9 protein-coding genes are annotated in these 13,793 nt (G+C 46.6%); 4 read left to right on the forward strand and 5 right to left on the reverse strand.

Annotated elements, in window-relative coordinates:
• Positions 1-9: 9 nt before the first annotated feature.
• The 3 genes from BMW79_RS10980 to BMW79_RS10990 form a co-directional block, all read right to left on the reverse strand.
• Complete coding sequence (locus BMW79_RS10980; protein ID WP_143059127.1) at positions 10-1,059, reverse strand: FecR family protein; 1,050 nt, start codon at positions 1,057-1,059, stop codon at positions 10-12.
• Between the two features lie 80 nt (positions 1,060-1,139).
• Positions 1,140-1,709 (reverse strand): RNA polymerase sigma factor, encoded by a 570-nt coding sequence (locus BMW79_RS10985; protein WP_089894514.1) that lies wholly within the window; start codon positions 1,707-1,709, stop codon positions 1,140-1,142.
• A gap of 204 nt (positions 1,710-1,913) precedes the next feature.
• Positions 1,914-2,453 carry a hypothetical protein gene (locus tag BMW79_RS10990; RefSeq protein WP_089894518.1) on the reverse strand — a complete coding sequence of 180 codons (540 nt, stop codon included), beginning with the start codon at positions 2,451-2,453 and terminating at the stop codon, positions 1,914-1,916.
• A gap of 355 nt (positions 2,454-2,808) precedes the next feature.
• On the opposite strand from BMW79_RS10990, the gene BMW79_RS11000 reads away from it, so the two are divergent.
• Positions 2,809-4,161 (forward strand): outer membrane beta-barrel protein, encoded by a 1,353-nt coding sequence (locus tag BMW79_RS11000; protein ID WP_089894524.1) that lies wholly within the window; start codon positions 2,809-2,811, stop codon positions 4,159-4,161.
• 69 nt (positions 4,162-4,230) lie between these two features.
• On the opposite strand, the gene BMW79_RS11005 is transcribed toward BMW79_RS11000, so the two are convergent.
• Together BMW79_RS11005 and BMW79_RS11010 are read right to left on the reverse strand one after the other, a co-directional pair.
• Positions 4,231-5,583, reverse strand: coding sequence for a sigma-54-dependent transcriptional regulator (locus tag BMW79_RS11005; RefSeq protein ID WP_089894527.1), 1,353 nt, complete (start codon positions 5,581-5,583; stop codon positions 4,231-4,233).
• A gap of 27 nt (positions 5,584-5,610) precedes the next feature.
• Positions 5,611-6,792 carry a histidine kinase dimerization/phospho-acceptor domain-containing protein gene (locus BMW79_RS11010; RefSeq protein WP_177192120.1) on the reverse strand — a complete coding sequence of 394 codons (1,182 nt, stop codon included), beginning with the start codon at positions 6,790-6,792 and terminating at the stop codon, positions 5,611-5,613.
• A 297-nt stretch (positions 6,793-7,089) separates the two neighbouring features.
• Between BMW79_RS11010 and BMW79_RS11015 the strand changes: the two genes are divergently transcribed.
• The 3 genes from BMW79_RS11015 to BMW79_RS11025 all read left to right on the forward strand — a co-directional run bounded on the left by BMW79_RS11015 (position 7,090) and on the right by BMW79_RS11025 (position 13,780).
• The gene (locus BMW79_RS11015) at positions 7,090-7,731 is read left to right on the forward strand and encodes a hypothetical protein (protein WP_089894533.1); all 642 of its coding nucleotides are present in this window, start codon (positions 7,090-7,092) and stop codon (positions 7,729-7,731) included.
• Between the two features lie 65 nt (positions 7,732-7,796).
• Positions 7,797-10,247 (forward strand): zinc-dependent metalloprotease, encoded by a 2,451-nt coding sequence (locus BMW79_RS11020; RefSeq protein WP_089894536.1) that lies wholly within the window; start codon positions 7,797-7,799, stop codon positions 10,245-10,247.
• Between the two features lie 134 nt (positions 10,248-10,381).
• Positions 10,382-13,780, forward strand: coding sequence for a SusC/RagA family TonB-linked outer membrane protein (locus tag BMW79_RS11025; protein ID WP_089894539.1), 3,399 nt, complete (start codon positions 10,382-10,384; stop codon positions 13,778-13,780).
• The last annotated feature ends 13 nt before the right edge of the window (positions 13,781-13,793 follow it).

A 13,793-nucleotide genomic window follows, 5' to 3' on the forward strand; every position in this document is an offset into this window, starting at 1 on the left:
TTAAGTTGTTTAGTTGGACCGGATCAGGTAACCTGCCGCCGTGGAATCGACCCGCAGGTCATTTAAACTGGTCAGCATTCCCAATATTTCGTCCAGTGACTTTGTGATTTTGATATTCCCCGTGTATTTGCGTTTTGACAGTTTTAAAGTTGGTGCATACTGTATGGAAGTCTGGTATTGTGCACTCAGTGTATGTAATACCGTTACCAATGGTGTATTGTTAAAGTGGAAGATGCTGTCTTCCAGTACTACGGATCCTTCCGCAGCAGTGGCAGCAGGCGCCGTTGCAGCAATCACTGTTTTCTCAGGCTTGAGCTGTTGCATATGGCTGTCGAAGCTGAAATCGTTGCCTGGCAACATAACGATTGACTGCTGTTTGCTATTTACTGCGATACTACCCGATAACAGTTGCACGCGGCTGAAAGCGGAGCTGTCGTACGCCGTGATCCGGAAAACGGTTCCCAGTACGGCGGTACTAAACCGTTTGGTATTCACGGTGAAAGGATGATGTGCGTCTTTGGCTACTTCGAACAACGCTTCTCCGTTTAGGCGGATCTCCCTGCCCTGTTGTGGCCAGGGCATTTTCAGGTGAATGGACGTATGAGGCGATACGGTAATGACAGAGCCATCGGCCAGTTGGTACCGTTGTTTATCTTTAGAGAGATTGGTAATCAGGGAGTCTTTAATGGCTGCCACCGGCTGCGCGGGGCCTTCGTTTGTGGCCATTGGCATCTGATGTGCGGATGATCTGAACAGGAGGTAAGCCAGGATGATCAGTCCGGTGGCGGCTGCTGCTACCTGCCAGCCCCTATGGGTTGCCAGTTTCCGGATGATACCATTAGCGGCAGGCGGGGTGATCAGCTTTTGTTGCTGCTCCCATACTTCCCGTTTCATGGTGTTGCGGATGATATGTAGGGTAGCAGCTTCTTCGGCAGACAAATCATTGCCCATCTTATCCAGCCATCTGAATAAAAGGTCCACTTCCTGCGGGGTGCAAAGCCCCTTCCGGTATTTTTTGATGAGAGTATAAAGCTCTTGTTGTGATGATTGTTGATGCACGCCAAACTGGTTTGTACATCATTAGTCGTTTCTCACATCGTGGATAACCATTCCTTTTTCCGGTTAATAATTTGGTAACATCAGAGCAACATGGTGGGGAAGCTGTTTTTTAACTGCGACTTCAATCTGTTGGCAGCAATATTCAGTTGGTTACGGATCGTTTGTTTGGATTTCGAAGAGGCAAAGGCAATTTCGTCTACTGATAAAGCCTCTATGTAATGCAGACGGAATACGGTTCTTAGCTGCTCTGGCAGCTGACTGAAGCAGTGATTGAATTTTTCCAGTTCTTCTTTAAATAAAATCGGCTCATACGCATCTCCCGACTCCAGGGAATGTTGCATGGCCTTAAATAATATAGTATGCTTTTCTCTTACGTGTTTTTTGCGAAGGAAATCAATGACACGGTATTTGAGTAAAGACATCAGGAATGCTTCGGTATTATCGGGTACAGGGAAAGAAGCCCGGTTCTGCCATAGTTGCGTAAAGTACTCCTGCAGGAGGTCTTTGCAATCGTCATAATCCTGTATTACCTGGTAGCTATAGTTGAATAATTTGTCCCAGTGTTTTTCATAAATCTGTTGATAAGCTGATGCCATCCCGCGTTGAAAACCGGCCCAGTCATCTCTTTCCTCCAAAATATCTTTATTCATGGCAAGAATGATATTTAAAGATCAAAACGGTTGTAAATTAGGTTGTTAATAAAGATAATTGAATTTATCTTTTTGTTAAGGAATGTTGGAGGGACGGTTTATTTTGTATATAAAATACAAAGCGCCCGTGAAAACGGGCGCTGTCATTTCATCGTTACGCAAACTCATTTTACTGAATTCCATGTTATCTATTACGCGAAATATTTACTGTAGCAGCCATTCCAGCTTATACATATGATGATACGAATCGTAAGCTATTAAATCGCTTTCCTGGTGGAAATTTGTATCCAGCTTATCTGCCCAGGAAGCCCGTTCCGGGAAAGCCTGTTTTAAATTCCAGCTCGTCAGTTCATGTACCGGTCCGTCACCAGCCGAAAAGTAGTACCGGAAAGTATCCGCCGGAAATGCTTTCCCGGACGACATCACTTTTCTTTTATATAATAGTAACTGCGCGTTCCTGTTCAGGATCTCGTAGTAGTCATGACCTATCAGCCGGAATGTTTTTCCGGCGGTAAGTGCTACTGCAAATACGGAATCCCTGGAAACATGCTGCGTCGCAGCATCCGATTGCACGCTCAGATATGCTTTCCGTGTATGCAGTTTAATGCTGCCACTGCCATAGAGATGATGGCCCAGGTAATCAGATAAAGAAAGATAAAGGCCATCTGTTTGTTGACGACCAAAACCGGTCATCGCCGGGAACAACATACCTATGACAAGGAAGGTTGTTAAGAACTGTTTCATGATGTATGATAATTTATACTTCCCGTTTGCAATTGGAATGCCTTTTATTTTTTCGGGAGAAGAAGTGCCGGAATCTGTTATCAGCAGCAGGTTTACAGCGTATGCATCTCCCGGGGAAAATAAATACCGGGTATGTCAGAATGGGAAAATAAGTCAGATTGAAACAGGCCTGCACCAATATGATTCATTTTCTCATTCTGATATACTTTTTTTACCGTGCTACAACCCGGTGCGCGAACCTTTTAACCGATAGAATGTTTAGTGGATAAGGCTTTTACAGATTGGTATCCGGAATTTACAAGGCAGGCACACAATTGGAAAAGCTATTTACCAAATTGTATAAACGAGCCAAAACATGAAACGAAGATTACTAACGTCGCTTATCCTGACTTTGTCCCTGTCGTATGGATATGCGCAACAAGACACCGCCGCCGGTAAAAACCAACCTGTAACTGTAGATGGATCTAACGGAAGAAGCTTACCCTCTCCACTTTCATCGCCTCCTTTTCCCAGCGGGGAATGGGTAGGTAGCCCGCTCATCGGTGTTCCTGCTGATGCGCCGGATTATCCGCTGACGAAATTATTAGGCCTTGCCAAAAGTAAAAGCCGTATTAAAATTTATGGCTGGATCGATATCGGCGGAAATTTCAGTACCTCCAAAAATTCGAATGCACCTACTTCCTATAACCTGGTACCCAACCGCGTAGTGCTGGATCAGGCCATCCTGCGCATTGAAAGACAACCGAACACTATTCAGAAAGATCATGCCGACTGGGGTTTTGTGGTAGATAATATTTACGGTACCGACTACCGCTATACACTCGCAAAAGGCATCTTCAGTGATCAGTTGCTGAAGAAGAATAACTTATACGGCTACGATCCCACACAGGTATACGGTATGCTGTACCTGCCCAAAGTGGCCGATGGCCTGTTGATTAAAGTAGGTCGCTTTATTTCTCCGGCCGATATCGAAGCACAATGGGCGCCGGATAATTACCTGTATTCGCACTCGCTGATGTTTACAGTAGATCCGTATACCTTCACGGGTGTACATGCTACGCTGCGACTGAATGAGCACTGGCAGCTTGCCGTAGGTGCACATGCCGGTAATGATATGGCTCCGTGGAGCAGCTCTGCCAGCCTCAATGGCCTGGCTATGGTACGCTGGGTGTCGTCCAACAACCGGAACTCCCTGTATGGTGGTATCAACTCTTTAGGAAAAGGATACTATAAAGATGCGCACGACAATCTGCAGATGATCGTAGCTACCTGGGGACATAAATTCAGTGAGAAAGTACATATGAATACCGAAGCGTATTACATCTGGCAGCACGATGCAGCAGTAGGTGGTACCGCTATTGAAGGCCCCGGAAAAGATTGGTACATGGGTACGGGTTTAGGCAACACTATTCCTGGTATCGCTTCTGCAGTAGGTCTGGTGAACTATTTCCAGATCCAGTTATCACCGAAAAAAGATTACCTCTCTATCCGGAATGACTTCCTGAACGATCCGCAGGGCAACCGTACAGGTTTTACGACGATGTATACCAGTCATACGATCGGATGGGTACATCACTTTAATAACCTGATCAGGATCAGACCTGAACTGAGATACGAAAAAGCGTGGAGAAACGACGCTACCCCATATGATAACGGAACACACAACGACCAGTTTACAGCAGCCATGGATCTGATTGTGCGGTTCTGATAAATTCGTTTGATTTTTAAATTATAGGTTTAGACAACTGCGGGTAATTCTTTACCAGGCAGTTTTTTTTTATAATACCATTTTATATTCTTCCATTTTCCGGTAGAGGGTAGATAACCCGATATTGAGTAGTCTGGCGGCTTTCGACTTATTCCCGTTTACATAGTCCATCACCCATTGTATATGCAACTTTTCAATAACCGCCAGGTCGAACGTGCCTGCCTTCTGTTTTACCGGACTTTTATGCAGTTTGAATTCGAGGGGGAGTGCTTCCATGGTGAGGGTATTACCGGTGCAGATGATCACGGCCCTTTCCATAATATTTTTCAGTTCCCGTATATTGCCGCGCCATTCGTGCAGCTTCAGGTGTTCTATAAACTCCCGGCTCATGCTAAACACGGGCTTGTTGGTTTTATTGGCAAACAGTTGCAGGTAATGTTCCGCAAATAAAGGGATATCCTCGCTTCTTTCCCGCAGGGCAGGTAACTCAATGGTAAATACATTGAGGCGGTAGTAGAGGTCTTCCCGGAAACGTCCCTGCTCAATTTCCTGTTCCAGTTTCCGGTTGGTGGCGGCAATAATACGTATATCCACTTTCGTTACCCTGGTATCGCCTACTTTGATAAATTCGCTGGTTTCCAGCACCCGCAGGAGTTTGGCCTGGAGGTCCAGCGGCATTTCACCGATCTCGTCGAGGAAAAGTGTGCCCTGGTGGGCTTCTTCAATCAATCCTTTTTTGTTTTTCACTGCACCGGTAAAAGCGCCGGCTTTATAACCAAATATTTCACTTTCGAGGATATCTTTACCGATAGCGCTGCAGTTGATGGCGAGGAAATCTTTGCCTGCGCGGTGACTGGCGTGGTGAATGGCCTGTGCAAACATTTCCTTGCCGGAGCCGGTTTCACCGAGCAGCAGTACGGCCGCATCACTGGGAGCGGCTTTCATGGCCAGTTCCTTGGCTTCGCGGATCACGGCAGAAGTACCCAGCAGTGCATCAAACGATGCATAGTTGTTGCTGATCTTTGTTTGCAGATGTGCTACGCGGTTTTGCAGCTGCACTTTTTCCAAAGCCCGGTGCAGTAACGGAATGATGCGGGCATTGTCATTTCCTTTGGTCAGGTAATCGAAGGCGCCGTTCTTGATGGCGCGTACACTGTCGGCGATATTTCCATAGGCTGTTAATAGGATGATTTCGCCGGGTAGCTGTTTTTCCCGCAGGTAAGTGACGAGGTCGATACCGTTGCCATCGGGCAGCATAATATCGCTGAGCACTACGTCGATGGATTCTGTATGCAGCAGTTGCCGCGCCGCTTTCAGGGTATCGCATTCCAGGATGCGGAAGCCTTCCAGCGTGATAATACGTTTTAATAACTGGCGAAGTTTTTCTTCGTCTTCCACTAATAGGATGGTGCCGTTAGTCATGTTCTGGTGTGTTAAAGTTGAAATAATTTAATTCCGGAGATTCGGTATCGATAAAACTTTCATTTGTGTAAAATCCAGTAGTTCGCTGCTGATCTGTAAAATGCGTTCCACGTCGTCGTTGATGCTCTCCAGCAGTTCCTGCTGGCTTTGCAGCAAGGTGCCGGTCCGTTCATCCGCCAGTAAGCTGATACTCATTTTCATGGCGGCAATGGGTGTTTTCAGTTCATGCGAGGCCGTCGCAATAAATTTTGTTTTGGCGGCCGCCAGTTCTTCGAAAGCGCTCACATCACGCAGCACAACCACTGCGCCCTGGGCGTTGCTGATCACTTCTTTTATGAAAACAGCGGATCCGATCCGCAGTTCCTGGTGTGCCGGATGTTCGTATATGGATGCCAGTAATGCCGCCCGTGCATTGGCTTGCGGGCCGCACAGGCGCATCACCACTTCATTCATAAACAGGATATGCTGTTGGGTATCATAACAGATAATACCATCATTCATCTGGTTGATGATGGTTTCAATCCGTGTTTTTTCCATTTTGATTTTTTCCAGGTTGCTGTTTTCGTATTCGTGCAGTTTTTCCGCCATTACATTAAACACGGCGGCGAGTTCTCCGAATTCATCCCGGCGGCGGATGTGAATCCTGGTGTTGTACTTTTTATCGGCAATCTGCCGGATGCCCGCAATCAGCTGGTGAATAGGCTGGGTGATGATATGCGGGTAACTGAAAATAAACAGGATGGATACACTGAGCAGGACGAGTGTGCTCACAGACAAAGTAAGAATAGCCCTGGAAGCGGCGGCAGAAGACATATCGTTTTTCCGGATAATGGCCTGCTGGTTAATCCCCGAGATCTGGAGGATCACATGCCGGAGTTCTCCGGATAGTTGTGCATTGCCGGGCTGCTGCCGGAGTTGTTGTACGAGAGATGCGGCCCGCGTAGTAGCGGCGCCTTCTCCGGGCTCTGTTACATTCTGTTCCTGTAGCAACAGGTTTTGTTTTAATATGTCCAGTTGTACCGGTTGTGTTTCCAGCGCCAGCAGCATGTTGTTGGAAAACATAATGGAACGGATATTTTGACGGAGAATCAGGCGTACATCCCCATTCAAACGATAGATCTGGTAAATGCCCTGCATACTGATGGCGAGGGTCATGATGAACAGGAAGATCAGCCCCAGTGAAAATTTCGTCTTTAGTTTTAGCGACATGAGTATTTGAATTGAATGGATGTACAGGGAAACAGACCAAACGGATGCCATGTCGTTTTATGGAGGGGTTTAAAATGCAAGCGTTTGATAATGTGTTGTTTGTATAATTCTTGAAAGAAGTGTTCCGGGAACAGGTATGTCAAAATGGGAGGGTGTTTTTCATTTTGGTATACTACCGGGTGCATGCAGACCGGGAGTTAATCATCCGGTAAAAATATTTTTTTAGCGTTCACTAGTTCAATATCTCCTGCTGCGTGTTCTTTTTAGGTTAGACATTACTTCATAGCCAAAATTGTTATGCTGCTTAGAAAGAATTACTGCCTGCTGAAGGGGATATTTGTATTACTGTGTATGGCTTCCGCCTATGGGTGCAACGACCTGCGGAATACCGCTCCGGGAGGCAGGGAGCTGCCGGAGAGAAGCAAGTTACCGGACAATCACTTTCCCGATCTGGGAGGAGATGCGGAGTTTGCCGGCAAAACAAACAGCGTCGTTGCGTTTCCGTTTCAAACCAGTTTATTGACCGCTACTACAGCTGGCAGAGAACAGGCATTTACCTGTATTAATTTACCCAATACCGCTTACGATACCATTGCCGCTAACCTGATTGATCATTACCGGCTGCTGGCTGGTACGCTGATCAGCAGGTGGGCAGAGAAGAATACAGGTGTAGTACTGGATTTGCGTAGTAATGGAACAAATATTAAACAGACCAGTTACCTGGTCAGCACCGGTGCAAAAAGTTTCCCGGTGGTGATTGTATGGGACGAGGCTGCGGAAGACCGTGCCGCCAGGTACCTGAAGGTAATGGAAATTGTGCCGGGCATACAGGCGCAGGGAGAAGCTTTGGTATCAGATAATTTCCCGGATCTGTTACCATCTTCCGAAAAGAACAAACGGGATAAATTAGAAGATATGCAACCAGGTAAGTACTTTTGAGGCAAACCAATCATCCGACGTAGGATCCCCCTGAATTTATTATCAACATCAACCAGTATTCAGTAATGAAACGCTATGCTTATATCCCACTGGTGACAGTGATGGCTTCCTGTGCCGTATGGAAGGGTGGGAACAAAAAATCGGGAAAGGCCGCTGTCGCAGCAGCTACTCCTGTAGAAACGACAGGCAAAAATGGGATTAAACCTTATTCCAGTGTGGTCACAAAAGAGATGATCTCCCAGCCGGGTCTTTTTACTGTACATAGTACAAAAGAATTGGATACTATACTTTTTGAAGTAGGTAAACCCTTACTGAATAAGGATATCCTGGTGATCAACCGGATATGGAGAATAACGGGTAAAACAAGAATGCATGGTGGAGAAGAACTCTCCAACAAAACTATTTTCTTTGAAAAAGGACCCAATGAAACCATCCTGATCCGCTATAACCAGGTATTCGCGGATGCGGATTCCACAGACGCTATTTACCGTGCGGTGAAAAATGCCAACCTGCCCCCGGTAGTGGGTACATTTCCTATCAAAGCTTATGGTAAGGACTCCGCCAGCTACGTGATTGATGTAACCAGCTTTTTAAAACAGGCGGATAACTTTCTGAATGACGCAGAAGGAAGTGAAATCAATAAAAGGCTGAAAGTAGCCACCATGAGGGATCATGAGGTGTCATCTATCCGGGCTTACCCTTCCAATGTAGAAATTTCCATCAGTAAAAATGGGAATACTGAACCAACACCTATAGACGCCGGCAGCCCCGCTACACTGGAAACCAACAGCTCTTTTATAGCGCTGCCGGAAGTTCCTATGCAGCGACGTTACTTCGATGAGCGCGTAGGTTTCTTTACCGACTATGTTTACCTGTATGGAGATGCGCAGCAGAAAATGAAACTGCAGCCATTTATTCAGCGTTGGAGAATAGCCCCAAAGCCGGAAGATATGGAGCGTTATAAAAGAGGGGAACTGGTGGAACCGGAGAAACCCATCCTGATTTATATAGATCCGGCTACGCCTAAGCAATGGCGTAAATACCTGATCCTCGGCGTGAACGACTGGCAGGCTGCATTTGAGCAGGCAGGGTTTAAAAATGCTATCTCCGCAAAAGAATGGCCGGAAAATGATACCACCATGCACCTGGAAGATGTGCGGTACTCTGTACTCAATTATTTTGCATCGCCGGTATCCAATGCCTATGGCCCCAATACACATGACCCACGCAGCGGTGAGATTATACAAACGCATATCGGCTGGTATCACAACGTGATGAACCTGGTGTACAACTGGTACATGATCCAGGCTGGTGCCAATGATCCGCAGGTACGCAAGCCAAAACTGGACGAAGCACTGATGGGACAACTGATCCGCTTTGTATCCAGTCATGAAGTTGGCCATACGCTTGGTTTACGCCACAACTTCGGCAGTAGCAGCCAGACACCGGTGGATAGCTTACGTAATGCCGCCTTCCTCCGCAAATACGGCCATACGGCCAGTATCATGGACTATGCACGGTTTAATTATGTAGCACAGCCGGAAGACAGCATCCCGCAGGAACTCTTATTCCCCCGTATTGGAGACTACGATAAATGGGCCATTGAATGGGGCTACAAAATAACCGGAGCGACCACACCGGAAGCAGATCAAAAGATACTTGAAAAGGAGACCAACAGCCGACTGGCAGCCAATCACCGCCTCTGGTTCGGAGATGGGGAAACCCGCATGGGAGATCCCCGGTGCCAATCAGAAGACTTAGGTGATGACAATATCAAAGCCAATACTTTGGGCCTGAAAAATATCAGGCGTCTTATGGAACACCTGCCGGAATGGACTTACGAGGAAGATGGCCAGTACGAAACTATGAAGGGAGTATATGGTGAAATAGAACTCACCTACCTCCGGTTGATCAGTCATGTGGCCAATAACCTGGCCGGCGTATACTATACCATCGGATCAGACGGTGATACAACCGCCTCTTACATACCTGTGCCGAAAGAAAAGCAGATCGCTGCCATGGAATTTATTAACCGGGAATTATTTACCACACCTCTCTGGTTGCTGAATCCCAGGGTATATGATATAGCGAGGAATGCTGCCACCAGAGATGTAATAGAGGATATACAGATCAAGGGGGTGCAGGTACTTTTAAACCCGGTAAGGTTGAACTATCTCATGAGTAATGCCCGTCGTTTTGGAAAGGATAAAGTGATGGGGACAGAAGAATTTCTGCCATTGCTGCGAACAGGTATCTGGAGTGATCTTACGGGCAAAGAAGTGATAGTGGATGCTTACCATCGCAATATGCAGCGCACTTATCTCGGATCCTTGTTTTCCATCACAAGGGAAGGTACCGGTTCCAATGATACAGAGTGTATTTCCGTAGCCAGTGCAGAAATCAGGGAAGTGGCTGCCATGGTGACTAAAGCGTTGCCGCGTACAAAAGACGTAATGACGAAAGCGCATCTGACAGATCTGCAGCAGCGGATTAAAAGGCTGTCGGAGATTAAATAAATAAATCAACAGGCGGGTATGGGAAATCCGCTCTGTTGTGACAATTGAAAAGCCGGGCAATGGCGCGGGCTTTCTGTGAACAATAGCTTATCAACTGTAGTATTAAAACAACCAACATCTAAACTGTGAGTAGCATGATTCATTTGCATCATCAACTATCCCGGAACTTTCGCCACAACAAAGGAGGCTTTAAGCTGGCCGGTTACCTGCTTTCAGGACTGCTTTTCCTGCATGGTGCTTTATTGGCGCAAACGGTGAATCTTTCCGTCAGGAATGCACCTTTAGAAAAAGTTTGTAAAGAGATAGAAAAACAGACGGGTTATTATTTCGTATACGGCGCCAACCTGAAGGCATCAGGGAAGTCTGTCAGCGTGGATTTAAAAGACGCCCCTGTTGGAAAGGCGCTCAGTAAAGTATTTGAAGGATCTTCTTTTCAGTATGAAGTGATTGATAAGGTGATCTCCGTAAATACCAGCGCTCCTAAAAAGCAGCAGGAAGCGTCTGCTCCGGTTCCGGATACCATGAGCATCGATGGGGTGGTGTATGGATCGAATGCTTTACTGCTGGAGAATGCCACGGTGCGCACGTTACAATCAAAAAAACTGGTACTCACCAATGCCAGTGGAAAATTTCATCTGAAAGGGGTTTACCATGGTGAAATACTGGCAGTTTCCTATATGGGCTATCAGCAGCAGCAAATGATTATCAGGGATGATAAACTAGTAGCTATTTTTCTGAAGCCGGCCGAAAACCAGTTGGACAATGTGGTGGTGAGAGCATATGGTAAAACGAGTACCCGTTTTGCTACCGGAAGTATCAGTACCGTTACTGCAAAAGAGCTGGCCAATCAGCCGGTATTGAATCCTATGGTGGCTTTGCAGGGTAAGGTACCGGGATTGGTGATTACTACTGCCGGTGGTTCTCCCAGTGCCCCGATAAAAATTGAAATACGCGGGAGAAATTCCCTTAATGGAAAAATTCCTGCCAGCCCTTTGGTAATAGTAGACGGCGTGCCTTTAATGGTGGCAGATCTTAAAGTGCCCGGATCGATGACCAGGGATGGTTCTGCTCCCTATTCTGCCGGGCTGGATCAGTCAGCAGTGACACAGGGGGTTAGTCCTTTTTTCGGGATCAATCCCAATGATATTGAATCTATCACGGTACTGAAAGATGCAGATGCGACTGCTATTTACGGGAGCCGTGGCTCAAACGGCGTAATCCTCATCAATACCAAAACAGGTAAAATAGGAACACCCATTTTCACTGCCGCGGTTTCTCAGGGGATCACGAAGGTAACCCGGTTCTTTGATATGCTGAATACGACCGACTATCTGCAGATGCGTCGGGAAGCCTTTTTAAACGATGGTCTTGTGCCTTCTACTAACCCGGCATCAAAAGACTATGCAGAGGATATGGCGGCATGGGACCCCAATCGCAATGTGGATTGGCAGAAACTGGTATTCGGTGGTACCGGCAAATATACTTCCGTGAATGCCGACTATTCGGGTGGTACCAGGCAAACAACATTCCGCGTTGCCGGTAACTATAACAAAACAAGCGATATTACTAATCTGAGCGGAGGAGATCAGGCGGCTGGTATTTCCATGAATATTAATAACAACAGCAGCAATGATAAGTTAAGAGTCGGCATGACGGCATCCTATATCTATACCCAATCAGATGTGGTGTCATTTCCTTTCAGTATTGCCTCGCTGGCTCCTAATGCACCCGGCATATACGATGAAACCGGCAGCCCGAATTTTAAGGGATATATGGGCAAGACAGCTTATCCTTTCTCCGCTATGTTAATGCCCACCAACAGCCAAACAAACCGGCTGAACAGTAACTTCACGATCTCTTATAACATCCTGAAAGGATTGACCCTGGATCTGAATATGGGTTATGGCCGCTCCGATAATAATTCACTGGGACTGAAGCCGATGGCAGCGCAGCAGCAAAGACCAGGATCCGCCCCTATTTACGGCACCCGGAATGTAGGACGCACGCTGGTGAATAACCTGATCGCAGAACCTAAGATTTCCTATAATACCACCATTGGGCAGGGAAGTCTGAATATAATGACAGGTGCTACCTACCAATCAAATACTACCAGTGGTCTTACAACTGTGGGGGATCTTTATACTTCTGATGATATGCTCGGCTCTTTGAGTTTTGCCCCGAGGCTGAACACCAGTGAAGGCATTGCTCAGTACAAATATGCAGGTGTATTCGGAAGAATAGAATATAATCTCCAACAGAAATACATGCTCAGTTTAACAGGCAGAAGAGATGGCAGTAGCAGGTTCGGACCAGGGAAGCAATTCGGCAACTTTGGTTCCATAGGCGGAGCGTGGATCATGAGCGAAGAATCATGGGCACACCTGGTATTACCCAAAGCCATCAGTACATGGAAACTACGTGCCAGTTATGGTCTTACCGGTAGTGATGGAGTAGGTGATTATCAATACCTGGAACAATGGGCTAACCCGCTTAGCGGCAATAACTATGTACTCGAAAAATATATGGGTATCACCCCTCTTTTTCAGCAGCTGCAACCAAACGACCAGTTTCATTGGGAAACCAATAAGAAACTTTCGGCGGCGCTCGAAATGGGTTTGCTCAAGGACAGGCTTAATGTAATGGTAGAATGGTACCGGAACAGATGTGATAATCAGCTGATCGGGCTTCCCACAGGCTTGTTTACCGGTTTTAACTCGGTGACCATGAACTCTCCGGCCAATGTGCAGAATACCGGTTGGGAGATTTACATCGGTGGAGATATTATCAGGAATCAGAACTGGAACTGGTCTGCCAGTTTTAATACCAATATTGTCAACAATAAACTGCTTTCTTATCCGGACCTGGAGCGGTCTCCTTATGCAGCAAAATACAAGGTTGGATATTCCATCAACAACGACTATGTATATCATTTTATAGGAATTGATCCGCAAACAGGAATACCGTTATTCTTTGATCAGAACAAGGACGGCAAAATTACCTACAATGCTGCCGTGCCGGCAGGTACTGCCGACGATGACCGGGTAACCCCCATCAGCACTGTTCCGCCGTTCTATGGTGGTTTCAGTACTTCCCTGAGATACAAAAGTTTTGGTATGACCGCAAATTTCTACTATAAGAAATTTGATGCCTTCACGGGATATGGCAGTAATATGGGGACGGCCACAAATGTGTCTTACCAGGAGTTCAATGGACGATGGACGCATCCCGGTCAGGTAGGGGCTACTTCTCCCAAAGTTTCCCTGGATCCCGAGGGCACATACGCCTATCTGGATATTTCAGACCGTAAGTATACGAGGGTAAATATGTTCCGGGCGCAAAGTTTACAGGCTTTCTGGAAAGTTCCCCTGAAATGGATCATGCGTACAAAAATGAAAGAGGTTTCCCTGAACGTAGCTACCAATAATCTTTTCCTGATCACTGACTATGTAGGGATAGATCCGGAGATACCCTACAGCAGTGGCCGTATGCCACCTACCCGTACCGTGACCATAGGTGTTAACTGTAAATTCTAAGACCAAAAGAACT

It is taken from the genome of Chitinophaga arvensicola, assembly GCF_900110835.1.
Lineage (GTDB): Bacteria > Bacteroidota > Bacteroidia > Chitinophagales > Chitinophagaceae > Chitinophaga > Chitinophaga arvensicola.